We start from the raw sequence: 22709 nt of genomic DNA, 5'->3' as shown, positions 1-22709 counted from the left end.
CTAAAATTTGAGGAACTTAGAAGGTCTCTAAGGCATTAAATGGGTAACTATTTATCAATAATCAAAAGAGACCATGAAAACTAACCTAAGTATTTCAAGATTTACCTATCTATTCACTTTAATATTAATTTCATCTGTAACATTTTTTGCATGTAGCGACGATGATGGAAACGCAGCTGACGACGATCTCAATATTGTAGAAACCGCGCAAGCTAACGATAATTTTTCTATCCTCGTTGATGCTTTAGTTGATGCAGAACTTGACGGCGCTTTAAGTGGTGCAGGTCCATTTACCGTATTTGCACCTACTAATGAAGCATTCAATGCTCTCCCATCAGGACTGCTTGAAAGCTTAACTAACGAACAACTTACCGAGATTCTACAGTATCATGTACTTGCAGCGGAAGTTGCATCTACGGATCTGGAAGCCTCTCAGGCTGTTGCAACATTAACTGAAGAAACAATATTTGTTACCGTAGAGAACGGCTCAGTGACAATTAATAACACAGCAGATGTAGTGACGGCAGATATTGAAACAACGAATGGTGTCATTCACGCGATCGATGGCGTTATGCTTCCGAATAAATTCCAGAACATTGTGGAAATTGCATCTAAGAACTATGAGCTGTCTACTTTAGTATCTCTGCTTGTCGATGCTGATCTTGTTTCAACTTTAGAAGGTGACGGCCCATTTACGGTATTTGCACCTACCAATGCAGCATTTGAAGAAGTAAGTGCAACTCTTGCAACACTTACCTCAGAACAAGTACGAGAAGTACTGACCTATCACGCTGTAGCTGCTGAGGCTCTATCATCAAGTCTGAGTGATGGCATGACGGTCACAACCGTGCAAGGTGAAGATATCACAGTAAATATTAGCGGCGGAAACGTCACCCTGAATGAAAATGCTAATGTAACCACTGTAGATCTGCAAGGAACAAATGGTGTTGTACACATTATTGATGCAGTATTATTGCCACCAAGCTACTCTGCAGAATAAAGATTTCAGTTATTCAAATTGCTGTGTATTAATTACTGAAACGAAATTCACAGTATTGAAATCAATAAAAAAGCCCGCTAGTAAGTGACTAGCGGGCTTTTCTTTTTTATATAGATTAATCCTGAAATACGCCGAACGTTTGGTCTGGACGCATTGCAAGTACAGCTTTAACCATTACGTCAATTAAAGCGTCAACGTCTTTCATAGAGCAAACTTCGACCGGAGAATGCATGTAGCGAAGTGGAAGGGAAATCAAGGCGCTCGGTATACCGGTTTGCTGGTAAAAAATGCTATCCGTATCCGTTCCAGTACGAACACTAGTTGCTTCATGCTGTATATCAATTTTATTCTTTTCACAAACATCTTCCAAAAATTCAACAACTTTGGGATGATTCGCTCCCCCATGCTGAACAGTGGGTCCTTTGCCTAACTCTACGGTTCCATGTTCTTTTTGGTCAATACCCGGTGTGTCTGTAGCGTGCGTTACATCTGTAACCAAAGCAACGTCGGGCATAAAGCGATAGCTCATCATTCGTGAACCAAACCCTCCTACTTCTTCCTGAATTGAGTTCAACGCAATTACATTTACTTTAAGATCTTTCTTTTTCTCAGCAATCTTTCTCATTGCTTCTGCAATGATGTACCCGCCTATGCGATTGTCTAATGCTCGGGCAGTTAGGTGTTCATCGCTCAAGAACTCAATGTCGGAGGTATAAGTGATTGGGTCCCCAATTTGCACCAACTCTAAGGCTTCTTCTTTCGACGAAACACCGATATCGACATAAATATCTTTCCAAGCCGGCTGTTTACCACCACCGTTTTTATTGTCCTGAAGGTGAATGGCTGTATTTCCGGTCACACCAACCACACGGCCTCTTTTATTGTGAATGAAAACTTTCTTAGCTCGGGCAATCGTAGAATCACTTCCGCCCAACTTGTTCACATATACATATCCCTGGTCCGTGATGTGCTGAACAACCATTCCAATTTCATCACAATGGGCTTCCAACATTACCGTGGCTACATCTCCACTAACATTTATTTTTCCTGCTGCTGAACCATACGCATCAGTCACTACTTCATCCGCAAACTGATCCACATAGTCTTTCCAAACCTGAACCCCTGCTTTTTCATACCCGGTGGGGCTCGGAGTGATGAGTAGTTCTTCTAAAAAATCGCGCTCTTTTTGCTTCGCCATTCGTGTAAATAATTTGGTTTGAATTTAATCGGCTAGAATATAATAAATATAGGTTCCAGAATAAGCCTTTAAAACTTGTCATTTCGCTGTAAGCCCTGCATCTTCCAATCAAAAAGTTACACCATGTTTAGACCTGAGTACAACACCGATACATTCTACCACTGGAAAGAAATGCCGGTTCGCTTTCGTGATTTAGATCCTCTTAATCACGTTAATAATGCATTATTCAATACCTACCTTGAAGAAGCCCGAATTCAGTTTTTGGGTGAAGTAGGTCAGATGCAAAGTGAGTTTTCAGAAGGCAAGACTTTTGTTCTGGTTAAATGTACCATCGAGTATTTAAAGCAGATTAAATTTCCTGCAACCATTATGATCGGAACCGGCATAAAAGAGCTCGGTAATACAAGTATTACAGCAATTCAGGGCATTTATGATAAAGAATCGAAAGACCTTGTTTGTATAGGAGAAACGAAGGGCGTTTGGTTTGATATGAAAAAACAGCGCCCTACCCGACTGCCTGATATTCAGAATTTGGATGATATGATGGTTGGCTGATATGGTGGTTCGGTGATATGGTGATATGGAAGTTCTAATTCAACAAATCACTATATCACCCATTTTTTAATATCTTCAACCGGTTCAAATAAAATTACCAGTACAACACATGGACAAAAGCACCCGGTACAAAATTTTCAATGATCCCATTCATGGTTTCATAACGGTTCCTAAAGGAATTATCCTTCGTTTAATAGATCATCCCTATGTTCAGCGATTGAGACGAATCCGTCAACTTGGGCTTGGGTACTTGGTTTTTCCGGCTGCTGAACATTCCCGCTTTTCTCACGCTCTCGGAGCTTTAGAATTAGGACAAAGAGTTTTAAATAACCTTCGGGAGAAAGACACTACCATCAGTCAACCCGAATACGAAGCCACGCTGATAGCAATTTTACTTCATGACGTTGGCCACGGCCCCCTTTCTCATACTCTTGAACACTCATTGATTTCAGATTTTAATCATGAGATGATGAGTCTGGCAATCATGAAGGAGCTTAACAAAGAGTTTGATGGGGCCTTAGACACAGCAATCGCCATCTTTACCAATCAGTACAAAAAGAAATTTCTGCATCAGCTTATTTCTTCTCAGCTGGACTTGGATCGCCTCGACTATTTACGAAGAGATAGCTTCTTTACCGGTGTTTCAGAAGGAACGGTAGGCATTAACCGTATTCTCAAAACCATGCGGGTTTTCAAAGGAAACATTGTTATTGAGAAAAAGGGAATTTACGCTGTTGAGAACTATATCATTGCCCGCCGGTTAATGTATATGCAGGTCTATCAACACAAAACCGTACTGAGTGCTGATTTTTTATTGCGAAGTATTTTTAGGAGAGTCCATCAGCTCATTCAGGATGGGAAAGAGCTTAACTTTGCCTCCCCGGCTTTGCAGTATTTTTTAACCGAAAGTCCCTCCTCGAAGAAGCGCATTTCAAAAAAAATGATAGATCGCTATGCTGAAATGGATGATCATGATGTCTATCTGAGCATTAAACTATGGGCCAAATCAGAGGATAAAGTTCTTGCAAATCTGTGCCATAGATTTCTGAATCGGGATCTTTTTCGCACAACCTTCATGGACAAAAAACCAACTCAGGCTCATAAAAACGAGATTAAACAAAAGACAACAAAAGCATTAAGAAAGCTAAGACTTCCCGAAGATGATGCTATTCTCGATCATTACATTTGCTTTGAGCAAAGCTACTCAGAAGCCTATAAGTATAAAAACGAAAGCATCTGGATTTTAGAGGATAACAAGGCGATTGAGTTCTCTAAAGCTGCAGAAACAAAGAATATTATTGCTTTAACGGAACCTGTTGTGAAACATTACTGTGTTCACTTAAAAGAGATTGAGATCTAAACAGCTGGGTTGCTGGAGATGTTTTGTGTCTCTAACGATTTTTTAAGGGGTAGAAACTTGGAGATTTTATCAAAAAGATCTTCTTCTTTAAAAGGCTTTTTGATGTACTCAGAGAATCCTTTCTTCATTAGATCGGATTTTGAATTGCCATGTTCTCCAGATGTAAAAGCTATAATCGGAATTTTACTCTCCTTCTTAGTCAATTCCCGGATCTTGGTCATTGCTTCAATACCATCCATAACGGGCATACAGATATCCATTAAAACTACATCCAGATCTTCAAAGTTGAAGTGATCTAATGCCTGCTGACCATTCTCTGCTTCCACTATCTCGAAATTATTTCTCTCAAGCATTATTCTAGCTAAGCTTCTATTGATTTTCAAGTCATCAACAATAAGAGCTCTTAGAACTTTGGTAGAATTTTTTACAGATATGTTTTTTAAGAGTTGGCCCATAATTAATTATAGATGATGGCATTGTCTCTCTATTGAACCATCCAAAATTATTAAAAGCCTCAGAGAATACAGGTTAATCTTTACTAATTAATTATTGTAAACTGATTAACTTCGCTTATAAGTGACAAACGATAAATCATCGTGATCTTCTCTTGAAACCTCTTCCCAAACCGTACCTACATTAGCCCTATATTCAGGAAAATAAGTATCTCCCTCGTACTCTTTATGCACTTCAGTAATAATGAGTTTGTCAGCTATTTCAATGGCCTCTCTGTATAAAACACCTCCACCAATTATGAAAACCTCATCCTGATTAGAGGATTTTAATGCCTCCTCTAATGAGGTGTGCGTTTCTACATTGGGGTATGTTTGGGTAGTTGAAAGAACTATATTTTTTCTGCCGGGTAGTGGAATTTCATTAAGCTCTTCAAAAACACCCCTTCCCATTATGATGGTGCCGTCAATAGTTGTTCTTTTGAAATGCTTTAAGTCTTCAGGATAGCGCCATGGTAATCCACCATCCTTTCCAATAACTAGATTAGGGTCATGTGCTGCAACAAGAGTGATAGTCATACCGCTACCTCAAATTTGATCACCGGGTCAGGATCGTAGTTTTCAAGGGTGAAGTCATCAAAGGTAAGTTCATCAACTGGTTTGCTGGCTATTTTAAGAGTCGGGAGTTCCCTTGGCTTTCTCTTTAACTGCTCTTTGAGACCATCTACGTGATTTACATAAATATGAGCATCCACTATAGAATGTGCGAAAGTCCCAGGCTCTAAGCCTACTTCTTGCGCTATAGCCATTGTTAAAGCTGAGTAACAAGCCAGGTTAAATGGAATCCCTAGCGCTATATCGCCGGAACGCTGAGTTAAATGACAGTTCAGTTTACCATCAGCTACATTAAATATATACATCAGATGGCAAGGCGGTAATCCCATTTCATCCAATAATCCCGGGTGCCACGCACTCACAACAATTCTTCGGCTGTTTGGATTATCTTTTAGCATATCAATTGCCCGTTGGACCTGATCGAACTCTTTCTGCACCCAAACTTCTTTATTTAATGCTGAACCGGTTCCTTCAAAACGTATCTCTTCTTTTTCGAAATAAGGGAATCTTCGCCAAAGAACCGGATAGATTGGGCCAACATGTCCGTCTTCATCAGCCCAGGCATCCCAAATATGGCAATCATTTTCATCCCGTAACCAACGAATATGGTCCTCTCCCCTCAGATACCAAAGCATTTCCAAAATTACAGAACGGAAATAGACTTTCTTGGTAGTAAGCAGAGGAAATCCTTCGGATAAATCTACCTTATAAAATTCAGCGAAATTAGAAATAGTATCAGTGCCGGTTCTGTTTTCTTTACGAACTCCGTTTTCTAATACACTTTTTACAAGATCATGATATGCTTTCATGGAAGTGGTTTTTGAACGTTATAATAATGTTCCTTTTAACAGTAAAATTGCAAGACTAAAGTAAATGATTATTCCGGTAACATCTACCAAAGTTGCTACAAATGGTGCAGAAGTTACTGCCGGATCAAGTTTGAATTTCGTAAGAATAAAAGGAAGCATTGAGCCCGTCAGATTTCCAAATAATATCACCCCTAACAAACTGAGGCCAATGGTAGCAGCAGTAAGTATCAAACCCCTATCGAATACTTCTCCTTGAAGAGTTCCCCAAGTGAGGGTCATAATTACACCCAGAACTCCAATCATAGCTCCTAGCATTAATCCTGACAACAGCTCCCGCCTCAAGATTTTCCTCCAGTCAGATGCACTAATATCATCCGTTGCAAGCGCCCGGATAATCAATGTTGCAGCCTGAGAACCGGAGTTACCTCCACTGGAGATAATCATTGGAATAAATAATGAAAGTAAAACAGCACCGGCAATAACTGACTGATAAGTGCTCATAGCCGTCACGGTAAACATCTGACCAATAAATAATACAATCAACCAGCGAACCCTTTTTTTCACCATGCCAGAAACAGATGTTTGAGAATAATAGTCATCCAGAGCATCCATACCGGCCATTTTCTGCATATCCTCAGTGGTTTCCTCTTCGGCTACATCAATAATATCATCAGCTGTAACGATACCCACAATCACGCCATCTGAGTCAATAACCGGAAGTGCTACTCTATCATACTTTGCTAGCATTCTAACCGCCTCTTCCTGATCATCATATACGGAAAGAGCTTCAAAAGAACGGTCCATTAAGGATTCTACCAGTTCTTCCTGATCAGCTAAAATAAGATGGGTAATTCTTAAATCATCAATCAAGTGTTCCTGATCGTCAACTACATAAATAACGTTGATAGTCTCCGCTGTTTCCCCATACTTACGGATGTGCTTCATGCTTCGTTTAATGGTCCAATCAGACTTGATCCTCACATAACGAGGAGTCATCAAACGTCCAACGCTTTCATCCGGATAGCCCAGGAGTTTCTTAAGCTGCTTCTGATCTTCCCTTTCGATGGAGTTCATCACCCTTTGGGTAAGGTGACCCGGTAACTCCTCAAGAATAGAAACCTGCTCATCAGGCTCCAAGTTGCTCATTACGTCACTAAGCTGCTGTTTATTGAAAAGCTCAAGCAGCTCAATTCCTTTAGATGAAGGCATCTCAGCGAATACGTCGGCAGCAACGGGCTTTTTCAGTAATCGAAAAACTACGACAGCAATATTTCCGTCGAGTTCGAGCAGAAGATCAGCGATATCTACGGCAGGAACGTCGTTCAACACTTCCTTCAAAGTAACCCAGTCTTTGGAAGCGATAAGCTCTTCGAATTCCGGTTTTATGAGTTGAACGAACATGAATTAATTTGTTTGAATCTGCCTGAGGTGAACGGGCTAAGAATCGGGCTTAATCCGTCAAAAAACAAGTTTTAGAATGGTGAATTATTATCGGAAGGTTTTACAAATATCCTGTAAATGTACTCAGCTCTCAATTATTTTAAGAGCTTCTTTGGCAGCCTTCTGTTCAGCTTTTTTCTTACTCTTCCCGATTCCCGTTCCAAGTTGTTCGTCTCCGATGAGTACTTCAACTTCAAATGTGCGGTTATGCCCAGGACCACTTTCTTTTATCAGCTCATACCTTGGGATAGACATTTTTTCTGCTTGGGCATATTCAAGCAAAGCGCTCTTATAGTTATCTACAGTATTGATAAGCTCTGTAATTACCAGATTCTCTTTTATAACCCGATCAACGAACTGATAAGCATCGTCATAGCCTTTGGTAATATAGATAGCTGCGATAATCGACTCGAAGGCATCAGCAAGTATACTTTTGGAAACCTTTGTTGCACTATTTCTCTCTCCCAATTCCATAAGATCTGAAATACCTAACTTTCTTGAAAAGTCGGAGAGTGTTTCTCCACGAACCAACTTAGCTCTTACCTTTGTTAAGAAACCTTCGTCTTTTTCGGGATATTGATTGAATAGAATTTCAGCTGCTATCAAATCTAGTACAGCATCTCCGAGAAACTCCAACCTTTCATAAGAATCATAGGTTTCATACTGCTCTTGGGAAAGCGTAGAGCGGTGACGTAAAGCTTTTAGAAAAAGAGAAGGATCGTCGATTTCAAAACCAACGATCCTTTCTAATTTCTCTATTCGATCTTTAAGTTCAGGCTCAAGTGCTGATTCTTTCTTTTTAGTAAAAAGAGACCTGAACCAATCGGCCATATAATTAGTCCTTGTACTTTTTCAATACTAAGGTTGAATTATGGCCACCAAAACCGAATGCATTATTTAATGCATATTCTACATCGCGAACAACAGCCTCGTTTGCCGTGTAATTTAAATCACACTCGGGATCTTGATCTTCGATGTTAATGGTTGGAGGTATCATTCCATGATAAATTGAAAGCAAAGCTGCGATGGACTCAATGGCCCCGGCAGCACCAAGTGTATGACCGTGCATACTCTTAGTTGAATTCAAATTGATCTTTTTAGCATGATCTCCAAATACTTTCTTAATGGTGTTGGTTTCAGCAATATCACCCAGCGGCGTTGAAGTACCGTGCATGTTGATATGATCAACATCTTCCGGCTTAATACCGGCAGCCTTCAAAGCTTTGGTCATAGCTAAAATTACGCCTTCTCCTTTCGGGTCAGGTGCTGTAATATGGTAAGCATCAGCTGAAAAGCCATATCCTTTAATTTCACCATAAATACGAGCGCCACGGTCTAAAGCGGAATCAAGGCTTTCAAGAAGAAATATTCCTGCGCCTTCACCTAAAACAAATCCATCCCGGTTTTTATCAAACGGTCTTGATGCGGTTTCAGGGGAATCATTCCGAGTTGACATCGCCTTCATACTGTTGAATCCTGAAATACCAATTCTGGTAACAGGAGCCTCAGTACCACCGGCTACAGCATAATCAGCCTGACCGTAACGAATAGTATCGTAAGCCAAACCAATATTATGTGAGCCTGTTGCACAAGCGGAAACTGCGCAGTAGTTAGGTCCTCTGAATCCATAACGGATAGAGATTTGACCGGATACAATATCAGGAATCAGCATAGGAATGAAGAAAGGTGAAACCCCTCTTGGTCCATGCTGATGAAATGATACCGATTGATCGTAGAATGTCTCCATCCCACCTATACCGGTTCCAACCAAGACAGCAACATCGTCTTTATTGATTTTATCCAGATCAAGTTTACTGTCTTCAATCGCTTCACCCGAAGCAATAAGGGCATAATGTGCAACCTTATCCATTCTTCGGGCTTCTTTACGGTCAAAGTATTCAGATGGATCGTAGTCCTCAATCTGAGCAGCAAATTTTGTGGCGAAGTCGGTCGTATCGAAGTGTTCGACATTGCGAACTCCGCTTTTTCCTGAAACTAAACCGTTCCAGAAATCTGGCGCACTTTTACCAATTGGGGTAAAAGCACCGATACCCGTAACAACAACTCTCCGAGTGCTCATAGGTAATTTTTATAAGTAAGTATTAATTAAGATAATTTACCTGAAAGATAGGTAACTGCATCTCCTACAGTAGCGATGTTTTCTGCATCTTCGTCAGGAATGCTAAGATCGAATTCTTTTTCGAATTCCATGATCAATTCAACTGTATCCAGAGAATCAGCTCCAAGATCGTTTGTGAAGTTAGCATCACCTGCTACTTCTGATTCGTCTACACCAAGTTTATCTACAATGATAGCTTTTACTTTTGATTCTACGTCTTGTGACATTTTGTGTCCTTTTTCAGTGTTTGTTGGTAATTATAATTTTTAAATAGGTGTTGTGAACATATAAATTCATTTCAGAATCTGCAATAACAACAATTACATTGCCATACCGCCATCAACCCGTATAACTTCACCTGTAATGTATGAACTCATATCGGATGAAAGAAAGACTACAGCGTCAGCAACTTCATCGGCCTCTCCTGCTCTTCCCAGTGGCGTTTCTGCTTTAATTCCGTCTAATACTTTCTCATCAAGCTCACCAGTCATATCGGTGAGAATATATCCCGGAGCAATAACATTTGCACGAATATTTCTTGATGCTAATTCTTTTGCGTAGGATTTAGTGAACCCAATAATTCCAGCTTTAGATGCCGAATAATTACTTTGGCCTGCATTTCCTGAAATTCCTACAACAGAGCCAATATTGATAATAGAACCACCACGGTTCCTCATCATAGGTTTAGCGGCTGCTTTCGAATAATTAAAAATACTTTTAAGGTTTGTGGTGATTACATCATCCCACTGTTCTTCACTCATGCGAAGAATCAGGTTATCTTTAGTGATGCCTGCGTTGTTTACAATAACATCAAGTTTACCCCAGTCCACAACAATTTCATTGATGACTTCTTCGGCTCGCTCGTAATTTACGGCATCAGCTTGCAAAGCCTTACATTTTCTACCTTTTCCTTCAATCTCTGCCTTTACTTCTTCTGCAGCATCAGCAGAACGAGCATAAGTGATCGTAACATCAGCACCAAAATCGGCCAGTTTGAGAGCAATCGCTCTTCCAATACCCCGACTTCCTCCGGTTACCAAACAGGTTTTTCCTTCTAATGTTAAACTCATAGTATTTTTATTGGTGTCCTGAAATTTCTACGTCTTTTAAAGTCCGTTTAACTAATCCCTGTAATACTTTCCCCGGACCAACTTCAACAAAAGCATCAGCACCATTTGCACTCATGTTGTTCAAAGTCTGCGTCCAGCGAACGGGATTTAATAACTGATTTAATAAGTTCGATCTGATTTCTTCGGGATCGGTTGTTGGCTCAGCTGTGTAATTACTGTAAATCGGACAGTTAGTTTCATTGATTTCCAGTTTTTCGAGCTGATCTTTCAATCCATCATAAGCAGGTTGCATCAGTGAGGAATGAAATGCTCCGCTAACGGGTAACAATTTAGCCATACGAGCTCCATTTTCTTTGGCAAGCTCCACCGCTTTTTCCACTGCTTCCTGATAACCGGAAATTACCAGCTGTCCGGGGCAGTTATAATTTGCAGCAATAACCTCTTTACCGGATTCTTCGGTAGCTTGAGCACAAACCTTTTCAACAGCTTCGTCATCCATTCCAATGACTGCAGCCATAGTACCTGGATTATCGGTTCCGGCCTTCTGCATAAGTTCTCCACGTCGGCGAACTATTTTAAGAGCGTCTTCAAAAGAAACAGCTCCAGAAGCTACTAAAGCGGAAAATTCACCTAAACTATGCCCCGCAACCATATCCGGTGTGGCATCCAATGTTTTAAAAAGAGCTACAGAATGAAGAAAAATGGCTGGTTGTGTGAATTCTGTTTGAGTAAGTTTTTCCTGAGGACCTTCGAACATGATACTCTTTAGGTCGATTCCTAAAATTTCATTCGCATCTTCAAAATACTTTGCGGCTTCAGGATTGGAATCATAAAGCTCCTTCCCCATGCCTACAAATTGTGATCCCTGTCCAGGAAATAAATAAGCAGTACTCATCCTATTTCATCCCCCACGTTAAGTAAATAGCTCCCCATGTAAAACCACCGCCAAAAGCAGCAAGAATAATATTCTCACCATGATTCAATTTATCTTTCCAGTCATATAGACAAAGTGGAATTGTAGCGGCTGTTGTATTTCCATATTTATTGATGTTAATCATCACTTTTTCATTGGAAACACCCATTCGGCGAGCGGTAGCATCAATAATTCTTAAATTTGCCTGATGTGGCACTAACCAAGCTACGTCATCAGGGTCAAGGTTATTTCGCTTCATGATTTCAAGCGAAACATCAGCCATACCCATGGTAGCTTTCTTAAATACGGCTCGGCCATCCTGCTGTAAATAATGAAGTCGATTTTTAACCGTCTCTTCTGTCGCGGGGTTTTGGCTTCCACCTGCCGGCTGATACAAACTACATTCAGTATCACCTTCGGTGTAATGTTTTTGATCAATAATTCCTGTACCGTCTTCTGAATCTTCAAGTAATACGGCTCCGGCTCCATCACCAAATAGAATACATGTAGTACGATCGGTAAAATCCAAAATAGAACTCATTTTGTCAGTACCGATCACTAGAACTTTCTTAGCGCGACCTGATTCAATGTACATTGAACCTGTACTCAAGGCATATAAAAATCCAGAACAAGCAGCGGATAAATCGAAAGCGAAAGCATTCGTAGCTCCAATTTCTTGCTGTACTAAACAAGCTGTTGCCGGAAACATATAGTCAGGCGTAACGGTAGCGAGGATGATTAAGTCAATTTCTTCAGCAGAAATACCCCGATTTTCCAAAACCTCTTTAGCAGCTTCTGCCCCCATAAAAGCTGTGGCTTTATCAGGATCTTTAAGAATTCTTCGTTCCTCAATTCCGGTTCGGCTTTGTATCCATTCATCATTAGTATCTACCAATTTCTCAAGATCCTTATTGGTCATACGATCTTCAGGCAGATAATGTCCTACCGCTGTAATTTTTGCTCTTTTTACTTCCATGAAGAGATTTTAACTCAGTTTAGAGATGCTACGATTTTACCATTCACATCCTGTTCGACGGTCTGAACGGCGCTTTTAATCATATTTTTAATAGCTAATGGTGAACTGCCTCCGTGGCCAACAATACTAACTCCATTAACGCCTAAGAAAGGAATACCGCCTACATTTTCATAGTTAAATGATGATAAAGCGGTATGTAACACTTTTTGAATTTGCCCGGCTTCCTCTTTGGATAAGCCCATTTCCTTAATTGCTCCGCCTATCATTTGCTGGACAATTTCAGGAATAGATTCCCCAAATTTCAATACGATATTACCGACTAATCCATCACATAAATAAACATCGGCATTTCCGGGAAGGATGTCTTTACCTTCCACATTTCCGATGAAGTTTTTATGATTTTTAAGTTCGGTATGAATTTCTTTAAGTAAATCAGTGCCTTTCCCCTCTTCTTCCCCAACATTTAACAAACCAACTTTGGGATCTGAAATTGAAAGGATTTGCTCACAATAGATCTTTGCCATTTTAGAAAACTGGACAGCAGTTTCAGGCTTAATCTCCAGATTTGCTCCGGCATCTACCAATAAGCGAAAACCTTTAATGGTTGGGAAGTAAGAAGCAATTGTAGGGCGTAAAACACCTTTTAGCTTACCTAAAATAAACATTGAAGCAGCTAGAAGGGCTCCCGTATTACCGGCACTTACAAATGCATCGCATTTGCCTGCTTTGTGGAGACCTATACCAACTACAATTGATGATTGTTGCTTTGATTTAACAGCCTGAGCAGGAGATTCTTCCATCCCAATAACCTGAGGAGCATTATGAACTAAAACCCGCTGCTCATCATATTCATGATTTGCAAGTTCTTTCATAATCTCCGCTTCCGGACCTACTAACAATACCGTTAAACTTTCGTTTTCCTCAACGGCTTGAAGTGCTCCTTCAACAGGATTTTTAGGATAATAATCTCCACCAGCTGCATCTACTGCAACAATCATAATATGTTTTTTAGTTAGTAGCTTTCATTACTTGACGGCCTCGGTAGTAGCCACAGTCGGTACATGCGTGATGGTATCTGTGAAGAGACCCACAGTTAGAGCATTTTGCTAAAGTAACATCAGAAATTGCATGATGCGCTCTACGCTTATTTTTACGGGAGTTGGACGTTCTTCGTTTTGGATGTGCCATTAAATTTACCTTGTATTATTTAGTCTTTTAAATCTTTCAATTTTTCCCACCGCGGATCGATCTGTTCTTCATCTTCATCAGGAATATCGCCAAATTGTTCATTTAGCACTTCCTCAGGATTGCCATCTTCGTCCAGAAAGCGGGGATGTAATTTCTTTGTTGGGAGATTTAACAAGATAGTATCTCGTACATCTTGCTCTAAATCAATTTGTTTACTTGTATGATCATAATTCCTTATTGCTCCATTCTCATCTGCTGATTCTTCAACTTCTTCCGCTTTAAAAAGCACTTCGTAGTTCTGATGAACTTCGTGATCGAAGGAGTCGAGAGATCGGTCACAAATTAATTCTACTGCAGCATCAACGGTGAACTGTGTCCGAACAAATTGTTGCGTGCGATAGAAATCAATATGTATAGAACCACCTTTAAAAGTGATGTCACCCAAATCAAGCTCTTCCGAGTCCAATTCGATGTTTTTCTCACTTTGTTCTTCAGGTATTTCAAAGATCTTAAATTTAAGCATAGAACATCTCCATTACAGCTACCTAAAATAAGCATTATACTTCTGTGGTTCAATCAATTAAATAACCCAAACATACGCTGTTCAATCATCTCAATAACCCGGCCTAAATCCTCCTTATTATTAACGAAATCGAGGTCGTCGGTATCTATAATGAGTTTTTCATGGGGATAACGGCCTATCCAGTCTTCATAAAGATTGTTTAAGCGTTCTAGATATTCAATACGAATGGTGTTCTCGTAATCCCTCCCCCGCTGCTGGATTTGCTTTACCAGAGTAGGAACTTGTGCACGTAAATATATTAATAAGTCTGGCGGGCGAAGGTAATAACTCATCTCTTCGAAGAGGGCTTCATAGTTTGCAAAATCACGATCACTCATCAAATTCATCTGATGAAGGTTCTTTGCAAAAATCTCTACATCTTCATAAATAGTACGATCTTGAATCAGATTTATATCATCATTCAGCATTTCTTTTTGATGACGAAACCTGCTGGACAGGAAGTATATCTGAAGATTGAAACTCCAGCGACGCATGTCTTCATAAAAATCCTGCAGGTAAGGGTTATCATCTACCGACTCATAAAAAGCTTCCCAATTAAAATGCTTAGCTAAGAGTCCGGTTAGGGATGATTTACCTGCACCTATATTACCGGCAACAGCTACGTACTTTGATGACTTTTTTTCCTGATCCATTCTTTCTTTTTGATTATTTACCTAAAAGCCGATACATAGCTTTCTTATAGTCTTCCACTCCGGGTTGATTAAAAGGATTTATTCCGAGACTGTAAACAAAAATTCCGGTAAGTAGCTCAAAGAAATATATAAGTTGCCCAATATTCTCTTCATTTAGTGCCGATAACGAAATTTTGATAATAGGCACATCACCTTCACTGTGAGCTTCCGTTGTCCCTTCCCTGGCTTTGGTATTTATTTCATGAAATGATTTACCTGCCAAATAGTTAAGCTCGTCATCATTCCCCTCAAGATTATTTACCTCAAGATCTGAAAACGGTTTTTCAACAACAATAAAAGTCTCCATCAGACTGCGCTTGCCCTGCTGGATGAATTGCCCCAGGCTATGGAGGTCTGTTGAAAAAGTAGCTACGGTTGGGAAAATACCTTTACCCTGTTTACCCTCACTTTCACCTAATAACTGCTGAATCCAGCCACCAAGTGAAGTTAGTTCAGGCTCAAATGTTCCAAAAACATCAATCGTTTTTCCCGATTCGTGAATTGCATTCCTGAGAGCTGCGTATTCTAATATGTCTTCAGCGTTATCTTCATACTCATTGTAAGCCGACACTGCTCCATATAATAAGGTACGTACATCAATGCCTGCTACAGCAATTGGCAAAAGGCCAACTGGAGTTAACACCGAATAGCGACCACCTACATCATCAGGTATAATAAATTTACGATATCCTTTCTGGTCGATAAGTTTGTTTAGAAGCCCACCTTCTTTTCCGGTTGTGCAAATAATATGTTCAGAGGAATCCTCTCCATACATATCTTCAAGTACTTCACGGATCAGCCTAAACGAGAGCGCAGTTTCAAGAGTAGACCCTGATTTGGAAATCACATTCAGGTAAATACTTTTTGGCTCGCCGTCAGCTTTGGGCGCTTTCAAATATTCAAGCAATTCTTCGAGGTATTTACCTCCCATGTGATGACCAGCATATAAAATTTCCGGGCCATTATTTTTGAAATGAGGAGTTAAGGCATCGATTACAGCTTTAGAACCCAGATAAGAACCCCCTATCCCACAAACGATAAATACGTCTGCTTTGGAACGGATTTCTTCAGCCAAGGAAACAATTTGCTCAAGTTCAGCATCATTTGGATCTGAAAGCAGATCTCGCCAACCCAACCATTCTGAGCCTGGACCTGTTTTGTTCTGTAATTGCTCGAGAGCTGTGTCGGCTTTTTTACGTGCCTTTAAATACTCACTGTCTTGTATAAATTTCCGTGCAAATCCTATATCACATGTAATCATGAGTTACCTCAATATTCTAGCTAGTTCAATTAACGTTGTGTCTAATGCTTTCTTTTTGGAGATAGCAACTCTCATCGGAGTGATCTTCAAAGCATTATTAACTATTCCAACCATAACTTCGCTATGACCTTCTTCTAAAACTTTTACTGCCGCTGCACCTAACCGGCTTGCAAGTACCCGGTCGCGTGCTGTAGGGGAACCTCCCCGCTGAATGTGACCAAGAATACAAACTCGCATATCGTATTGTGAAAAATCATCTTTAATATTTTCTGCGAGCTTAATAGCACCTCCGGTTTCATCCCCTTCAGCTACAACTACAAGGCTACTTCGCCTCTGATCTTTCAACATATTATTAAGCTGACGCTTTACCTCATCAACATCAGAAAGTTCTTCAGGAAGAAGAGCAAGTTCGGCACCACTGGCAATACTGGTTTCAAGAGCTATAAAGCCGGTATCTCTACCCATTACTTCAACCAGAAACATGCGTTCGTGGGCGTCAGCAGTATCCCGTATTTTATCGATGGCATCAAGAGCGGTATTTAAGGCAGTGTCGTAACCTATCGTTTCGTCTGTCCCTATAATATCATTATCAATTGTAGCTGGAACGCCTACTACGTTTACTTTATGCTCTTTGCTAAGTTTATTGGCACCCGTAAATGTTCCATCACCTCCAATGACTACTAAAGCATCAATTCCATACTTTTTGAGATTCTCGGCTCCTTTTGCTCTTCCTTCTTCTGTTCTGAATTCTTCAGAACGGGCAGACTTAAGTATGGTGCCCCCTCTCTGAATTATATTTGATACCGTGTGTGTATCCATTTCGAAAAACTCATCATGAATCAATCCATAGTATCCATGTGTAATTCCGTAAACCTTAATATCTGAATGTGCAGAGGCTCGTACTACAGCCCTGACAGCTGCATTCATACCCGGGGAGTCTCCTCCACTAGTTAAAACTCCTATAGTTTTAACCTTGATTAAATCGTCTGACATAAAATTTTAGTGAGAGTGAGTGAGTGATTGAGAGTAAATAATTGTTCCGTATTATCAGTAAATTAATACAGTCCCAAGTTTAAGAAAATTTCAACACAATTGATGACCGATAACCAAGAGTTAGAACAGATAAATTCTGAGACCGTTACCCGCAAGACTTTAAAAAAAATAACCTCTCCTGTCTCGGAAAATCTTACAGAATTTAGAAGCTTTTTTAAAAATACTATACAGTCAGATGTTTTTCTGCTGGATCAAATCATTAATTACCTTTTACGGCAAAAAGGAAAGGAACTCCGACCGACTCTTGTTTTTATGAGTGCGAACTTATTCGGAGACATCAATCAGAGAAGTTATATAGCAGCTACTATGATTGAACTCCTCCATACCGCCACCCTAATACATGATGACGTGGTAGATGAAGCAGATTCACGCCGTGGTTTTGTGAGCATCAACAAAATCTGGAAGAATAAAGCAGGGGTATTATTAGGTGATTACCTGCTTTCAAAAGGCTTACTCATTGCTTTGGAGAATGAAGAACATCAGCTCCTTAAAGTGCAATCCAGGGCAGTACAAAAAATGAGTGAAGGTGAACTTCGCCAGCTCAAGACAGCCGGACTTTTTAATATGACGGAAGAACGATATTTCCAGATTATTTCAGAAAAAACAGCCAGCCTTATTTCTACATGCTGTGAGTGTGGTGCTGTGTCTGCTACCGACGATGAAGAGATGCATGAGCTAATGAGCGAGATCGGAATGTGTATAGGTATCGCTTTCCAGATCAGAGATGATTTATTCGATTATGGAGTCTATGATATCGGGAAACCTACCCGAAACGATATACAGGAACGTAAAGTAACGCTCCCTTTGATCAAAGCTTTTGAGCATGCTTCGAAAAAAGAGTCTGCTAACATTCGGGCCTTAATGAAGAAGCGTAAAAAAACATCCAAAGATGTAGATAAGATTGTCTCCTTTGTGCATGAAAGTGACGGAATGGAATATGCCAAACAAAGCATGTATGATTATGCGAATGAAGCCATAGAAGCACTAAATAAACTTCCTGACTCACAAGCTAAACAGGACTTCGCCGACCTCATTCACTTTGTGATCACCCGGAAAAAATAAAGTACATGAAGTTTACGAAGTATCTTTTCCTCTCTGATGTACATCTCGGTGCATTTTCTTCAGAAACAAATCGACAGATTGAAGAAGATTTAATCGCGCTCATTCAACATTGTATTGACGAAGAAATTAAAATTCATGTGCTTGGTGATCTATTTGATTACTGGATGGAATACCCGGAAAAAGGATTTGTGCCTGATTTAGGTAAGAGAGTCCTGGACGCATTTGAACGTTATAACGAGGCCATTGAACCCGCGCTTTATATAACAGGCAATCACGATAACTGGACATTCGGGCATTTTAAAGAACGGGGTTTTGAGATGGAGCCCAACTTTAGACTACTTGAAATTGAAGACAAGAGATTATTGCTAATGCATGGCGATGGAGTGGCTGCAAACAAAATTGATTTTCCCCGTGCGGCTTTTCATCAACTTCTAAGAGACCCGCGTTTTGTGAGTACTTATCAAAAGATTTTACCGCCAAAAGCCGGACTAGCTACTATGAAGATGTTTTCTTCTTTAACCCGTAGGCGTAATTATGTGAATCCCGAGCCACTGAATAGACAAGCTAAAAAAATCTTCCAAAGGCACAATTTAGACTATATTTTAAGTGGACACGACCATGTGCCGAGAGTGGAAACATTTCCCCGCGGAAGCTATATAAACTTAGGAACCTTTTTTAACCACAGGACGCTGGCTTTGTATAACAAAGATGGAATGAAGCTCGTTAAGTGGAAAGCAACATCGAAAAATTTTGTACCTTTCGAAGGCACTAAATAAGAGACTATGAGTGAAGAGCATAAAGAACCAATAGACAATAAGAGATATTTCAACGATCCCGAATACCGGAAAAAGATCTTGGCTGAACGTAAAGAAAAAGCCAAATCCGAATCTTCTTCTACAACATCCTATCGGAAAGCATGGATCTGGGGTGGTAGTATATTTGGGGTTCTTTTTCTATGTGTAGTTGGATATGTGTTTTTCTTGTTTCAAGGTCTCCCTTCTACTGATGAATTTGAAAATCCGGAAACGGCAATTGCCTCTGAAGTTCGATCCAGAGACGGCGCTACCTTAGATAAATACTTCACTGAAAACAGAAAGTGGGTTCGATACGAAAACATTTCTCCCCATGTAATTGACGCTTTGGTTGCTACAGAAGATCATCGCTTTTACACCCACTGGGGAATTGACATGTATGCGACCCTTGCCATACCCTGGCACCTTATAAATGGACGATGGCAGGGAGCTTCCACTATTAGTCAACAGTTAGCTCGTAACTTGTACAAAAAGATTGGTCAGGATTTTTCTATTGCCCGTAAGTTTCGGGAAATGATTACAGCCACTCAGCTTGAACGACGATACACCAAGCGCGAAATTGCTGAGATGTATCTAAACACCGTTGAGTTTCCTAATTCTACTTTTGGAATCGAAGCTGCAGCTCAAACCCATTATGGAAAACCTGCTAAAGAACTATCGGTAGCTGAGGCTGCAACAATGATTGGTTCACTCCAGGCGATCTACGCCTACAACCCGCGGTTATTTCCTGAGAAATCAAAACAACGTCGCGATATTGTATTGTCTCAGATGTACAAACGAAATTTCTTATCTGATTTGGAGTATGTCTCCTTAACTGAGGCTCCTATTGAACTTGATTACCACCCTCCTTTCAAAACCGGCCGTCAAAGTCGTTATTTTGGAGAATATGTTAGGCAGCAAGTTCAGCCCTGGCTCAACGAAAATGGGTATGATCTGTACAAAGATGGCCTAGTCATTTATACAACTATTGATTCCAGGCTTCAAAAGCATGCTGAACGTGCCGTAAAAACGAAGTTAGATTCGCTTCAGAATATATTCGAGAATGAATGGACTTCGTCCGGCGGGGACTACATGGATATTTTCTGGGAAGATAATCCTACTTTCTTAAGAGAATATTTGCGTGAAACTGATCGCTATAAAAATGGCTTTGCTAAGTTTGATACAAAAATTGAGAAGGTTGTGTTTGATTCCCTTTTCGCAGATTCCGCTTTTGTTGATTCTGTTAAAAGAGCGAAGACCAAGCTTGAAGCAGGATTTGTAGCCATAGAACCTACCAATGGAAATGTACTAGCATGGGTAGGTGGTACTGATTATGGAAGTGTACAGTACGATCATGTCTATCAGTCTAAGCGACAGGCGGGATCTACTTTTAAACCTTTTGTTTATTCTGTTGCCATAGATAATGGGTTTAAACCATATCACAAGTTTTCCAAATTCCCGGTGACTTTCCGTGACCGTCAGGGCAAAATATGGAATCCTAAAGATGAAAGTGTTGCAGAAGGAAATGTTATGGTGCCACTGCGGGAAGCATTGGCAAGAAGTATGAACAATGTAACCGTTCGCCTTTTACCTGAACTTGCAGGTGCACCCGGAACCAATAAACTTTGGGAGCTTGATCCCGCTGCACGAAAGATTAAGGATATGGCTTCCAACCTTGGTATCGATATGAGCAAAACTCCTGCCTATCCTTCTATTGCATTAGGGACTGCAGAAGTTTCTCTTCTCGAGCTTACCAGTGCATATACAACCTTTGCCAACAAAGGAGTTCACATTGAGCCGATTGCCATTACCCGAATTGAAGATCGCCAAGGTAATATTTTGAAGGAATTCTATCCGGATTATACTAAGGAAGTTATCAGTCCGGAAACAGCCTATATCATTACTGATATGCTGCGTGGAGTTATTAGAGGGGGCGAAGATTTCTATGGAACGGGAGTACGGCTTCGTAACGTATATGGTATAAGGCAAGATGTGGCCGGCAAAACAGGAACTACAAACAACGCCTCCGATAACTGGTTTGTAGGTATGATGCCCCATGTAGTTATGGGTGCATGGGTTGGTGGTAACGATTTAAAAATTCGATTTAATCAAAATATCTCTTATTCTATTGGACAGGGAGCACGATCAGCACTACCTATTGTTGGCACCTTTATTAACTATGCCACTGCTGATGAAGATGCTTACTGGAAGTACGATGCCTTTGAACCACCACCGGGATTTGTGATGCCTGAAGATCCTGAAAAAACTCAAAATGAGTTAGTCAGGGATAAGGATAAAGGAAAAATAGGCTGGTAATTTTACTGGGCTTCATCCAGCCAATGAACAATATTTAGCAAAAACTGAAGGTTTTGCGGTGCAACATTTCGATTGTTAAGCCCAAACCTAAACTCCCCTTGTTCATTTGAAATGGTTTGAGCCGTAAACATAGCTGCTTCACCAAATACAGCTATCTTACCTTCTCCATGTTCCATTATGGCTCCTTGTGCGTAACCAGCTAAATCCACGGTTTGGGTGGTATCGCTAAACTGCCAGGCAATCTCAGGCTCAAGACTTCGATCCCCTTCCATAAAAAGCATCACTGGTGTTGCTTCTGAGGGATATTTAAATGCTGATCCCGTAAAAGAGGTCACTGAAGTTATTCCTTTAGTTACAGGGCTTGAAATAAGCCTTCGATTGTCAATACTGAAAATATCCGGTGTATTTCCATTTTTATTTAACTGAGCAAATCCATTACTAAACTCAAAACCAAAAGTCTCTGCAAGATTTGAGGCCGCTCCCGGGAATGGCATATGGTCTGCGATCATAAACAGACTTCCTCCCTCTTCCACCCATTGCTTTATGGTTTCAACTTCGGCAAGAGAATACACCGGAGGATTCGGTAATTGCCAGTTCCCCAAATTGCTCTCATGAAGAGGATTTACTGTGAGATAAATTTCACACCCATCCAGCTTTTCCATTGTATCTGCATACTCTGAAAAATCAATAGTTCGGTATCCATCTTTCTTTAGGATAAAAGCTGTTGGAGCAAATCCTCCATTTAGTGTATGAAAATTATTATGAGCTGAATCAAAACAGATCACCGGCCCTTCACCTATCGAATACTTTGGTGAGTCAATATCCACTGCGAATGTTGTATCCGTTTGTTGTTGGGCAACAATTGTGAACGGAATTAAAATGCTTACTACGAGTACTAATGTTTTCATGGCATGAAATTAGATTTAATACTATCAATATAGTACAATCACCCAAATAAAAAAGCCGATGTTCCCACCGGCTTTCAAACACAAAAAAGTAATTATTACAAAATCAGGCTTCTTCTACTGATTCCGCAAGCAAGGTTAGTTTGTTGTTATTGACTTCAACAAATCCACCTGAGATTGAAAAATTAGCGTCTCCATCATCTTTGCGTACTAGTACAATACCTTTTTCTAAGGTTGAAACTATGGGTGCGTGATTTGCTTTAACTTCAAAACTGCCTTGCGAGCCGGGAAGTTTTACACCGCTTACTTCTCCCTCAAAAAGAGAGCCGTTGGGTGTAAGTATTTGTGCATTGAATGTGCTCATAATTAGATTTT

General features: G+C 40.3%; 25 protein-coding genes. 6 read left to right on the top strand and 19 right to left on the bottom strand.

The features are described from left to right. Positions 1–73 precede the first annotated feature (73 nt). Positions 74–1000 (top strand): beta-Ig-H3/fasciclin, encoded by a 927-nt coding sequence (locus CL667_01055; GenBank protein ID MAL16271.1) that lies wholly within the window; start codon positions 74–76, stop codon positions 998–1000. 115 nt (positions 1001–1115) lie between these two features. On the opposite strand, the gene CL667_01050 is transcribed toward CL667_01055, so the two are convergent. Then, positions 1116–2198, bottom strand: coding sequence for a hypothetical protein (locus CL667_01050; protein ID MAL16270.1), 1083 nt, complete (start codon positions 2196–2198; stop codon positions 1116–1118). Between the two features lie 123 nt (positions 2199–2321). On the opposite strand from CL667_01050, the gene CL667_01045 reads away from it, so the two are divergent. Both CL667_01045 and CL667_01040 read left to right on the top strand, forming a co-directional pair. Then, the gene (locus CL667_01045; protein ID MAL16269.1) at positions 2322–2753 is read left to right on the top strand and encodes a hypothetical protein; all 432 of its coding nucleotides are present in this window, start codon (positions 2322–2324) and stop codon (positions 2751–2753) included. Between the two features lie 109 nt (positions 2754–2862). Further along, a complete protein-coding gene (locus CL667_01040; protein ID MAL16268.1) occupies positions 2863–4113 on the top strand; it encodes a hypothetical protein in 1251 nt (416 codons plus the stop codon). Here the strand turns inward: CL667_01040 and CL667_01035 are convergent. From CL667_01035 to pfkA, 16 genes are all read right to left on the bottom strand, one after another. Beyond that, positions 4110–4568: a hypothetical protein gene (locus tag CL667_01035; protein MAL16267.1), complete on the bottom strand. Its 459-nt coding sequence runs from the start codon at positions 4566–4568 to the stop codon at positions 4110–4112. The two genes, CL667_01040 and CL667_01035, sit on opposite strands and share 4 nt — an antisense overlap. Positions 4569–4673: 105 nt before the next feature. Beyond that, complete coding sequence (locus tag CL667_01030; protein MAL16266.1) at positions 4674–5141, bottom strand: hypothetical protein; 468 nt, start codon at positions 5139–5141, stop codon at positions 4674–4676. Beyond that, positions 5138–5986 (bottom strand): thymidylate synthase, encoded by an 849-nt coding sequence (locus CL667_01025; protein ID MAL16265.1) that lies wholly within the window; start codon positions 5984–5986, stop codon positions 5138–5140. Before CL667_01025 ends, CL667_01030 begins: the two co-directional genes overlap by 4 nt. 18 nt (positions 5987–6004) lie before the next feature. Continuing rightward, positions 6005–7387, bottom strand: a complete 1383-nt coding sequence (gene mgtE / locus CL667_01020; GenBank protein ID MAL16264.1) for a magnesium transporter — start codon at positions 7385–7387, stop codon at positions 6005–6007. A 123-nt stretch (positions 7388–7510) separates the two neighbouring features. Continuing rightward, a complete protein-coding gene (gene rnc, locus CL667_01015; GenBank protein MAL16263.1) occupies positions 7511–8257 on the bottom strand; it encodes a ribonuclease III in 747 nt (248 codons plus the stop codon). A 4-nt stretch (positions 8258–8261) separates the two neighbouring features. Continuing rightward, positions 8262–9506, bottom strand: a complete 1245-nt coding sequence (gene fabF, locus CL667_01010) for a beta-ketoacyl-[acyl-carrier-protein] synthase II (protein MAL16262.1) — start codon at positions 9504–9506, stop codon at positions 8262–8264. Positions 9507–9532: 26 nt separating this feature from the next. Next, positions 9533–9772, bottom strand: a complete 240-nt coding sequence (locus CL667_01005) for an acyl carrier protein (protein MAL16261.1) — start codon at positions 9770–9772, stop codon at positions 9533–9535. 93 nt (positions 9773–9865) lie between these two features. Further along, entirely contained in the window at positions 9866–10615 is a 750-nt protein-coding gene (gene fabG / locus CL667_01000; GenBank protein MAL16260.1) for a 3-oxoacyl-[acyl-carrier-protein] reductase, read from the bottom strand. A gap of 7 nt (positions 10616–10622) precedes the next feature. Next, complete coding sequence (gene fabD, locus CL667_00995) at positions 10623–11510, bottom strand: [acyl-carrier-protein] S-malonyltransferase (protein ID MAL16259.1); 888 nt, start codon at positions 11508–11510, stop codon at positions 10623–10625. A gap of 1 nt (position 11511) precedes the next feature. Beyond that, the gene (locus CL667_00990) at positions 11512–12504 is read right to left on the bottom strand and encodes a 3-oxoacyl-ACP synthase (GenBank protein MAL16258.1); all 993 of its coding nucleotides are present in this window, start codon (positions 12502–12504) and stop codon (positions 11512–11514) included. Positions 12505–12518: 14 nt separating this feature from the next. Then, entirely contained in the window at positions 12519–13502 is a 984-nt protein-coding gene (locus CL667_00985) for a phosphate acyltransferase PlsX (GenBank protein MAL16257.1), read from the bottom strand. Between the two features lie 10 nt (positions 13503–13512). Beyond that, positions 13513–13692: a 50S ribosomal protein L32 gene (locus CL667_00980; GenBank protein MAL16256.1), complete on the bottom strand. Its 180-nt coding sequence runs from the start codon at positions 13690–13692 to the stop codon at positions 13513–13515. Positions 13693–13711: 19 nt separating this feature from the next. Next, positions 13712–14215: a hypothetical protein gene (locus CL667_00975; protein ID MAL16255.1), complete on the bottom strand. Its 504-nt coding sequence runs from the start codon at positions 14213–14215 to the stop codon at positions 13712–13714. Positions 14216–14268: 53 nt separating this feature from the next. Further along, on the bottom strand, positions 14269–14907 hold the full coding sequence (locus CL667_00970) for a deoxynucleoside kinase (protein ID MAL16254.1): 639 nt from the start codon (positions 14905–14907) through the stop codon (positions 14269–14271). Positions 14908–14920: 13 nt separating this feature from the next. Further along, positions 14921–16207, bottom strand: a complete 1287-nt coding sequence (locus CL667_00965) for a glucose-6-phosphate isomerase (GenBank protein ID MAL16253.1) — start codon at positions 16205–16207, stop codon at positions 14921–14923. 3 nt (positions 16208–16210) lie between these two features. Next, complete coding sequence (gene pfkA, locus CL667_00960) at positions 16211–17200, bottom strand: 6-phosphofructokinase (protein MAL16252.1); 990 nt, start codon at positions 17198–17200, stop codon at positions 16211–16213. 102 nt (positions 17201–17302) lie between these two features. Here pfkA and CL667_00955 point away from each other — a divergent pair, with 102 nt between their 5' ends. From CL667_00955 to CL667_00945, 3 genes are read left to right on the top strand one after another with little or no spacing between them, the layout of a single operon-like run. Next, positions 17303–18322, top strand: coding sequence for a polyprenyl synthetase (locus tag CL667_00955; GenBank protein MAL16251.1), 1020 nt, complete (start codon positions 17303–17305; stop codon positions 18320–18322). A 5-nt stretch (positions 18323–18327) separates the two neighbouring features. Continuing rightward, entirely contained in the window at positions 18328–19098 is a 771-nt protein-coding gene (locus CL667_00950; GenBank protein MAL16250.1) for a hypothetical protein, read from the top strand. A 6-nt stretch (positions 19099–19104) separates the two neighbouring features. Beyond that, entirely contained in the window at positions 19105–21429 is a 2325-nt protein-coding gene (locus CL667_00945) for a hypothetical protein (protein MAL16249.1), read from the top strand. Positions 21430–21431: 2 nt separating this feature from the next. Here CL667_00945 and CL667_00940 read toward each other — a convergent pair whose 3' ends face one another. Together CL667_00940 and atpC are read right to left on the bottom strand one after the other, a co-directional pair. Then, complete coding sequence (locus CL667_00940) at positions 21432–22337, bottom strand: hypothetical protein (protein MAL16248.1); 906 nt, start codon at positions 22335–22337, stop codon at positions 21432–21434. A 103-nt stretch (positions 22338–22440) separates the two neighbouring features. Next, entirely contained in the window at positions 22441–22698 is a 258-nt protein-coding gene (gene atpC, locus CL667_00935; GenBank protein ID MAL16247.1) for an ATP synthase F1 subunit epsilon, read from the bottom strand. Between the last annotated feature and the right edge of the window lie 11 nt (positions 22699–22709).

This window comes from Balneola sp. (assembly GCA_002694685.1).
In the GTDB taxonomy this organism is placed as follows: Bacteria; Bacteroidota; Rhodothermia; order Balneolales; family Balneolaceae; genus Gracilimonas.
The sequence above is the reverse complement of the archived record's forward strand: the minus strand, read 5'-3'. Positions and strand labels throughout refer to the sequence as shown.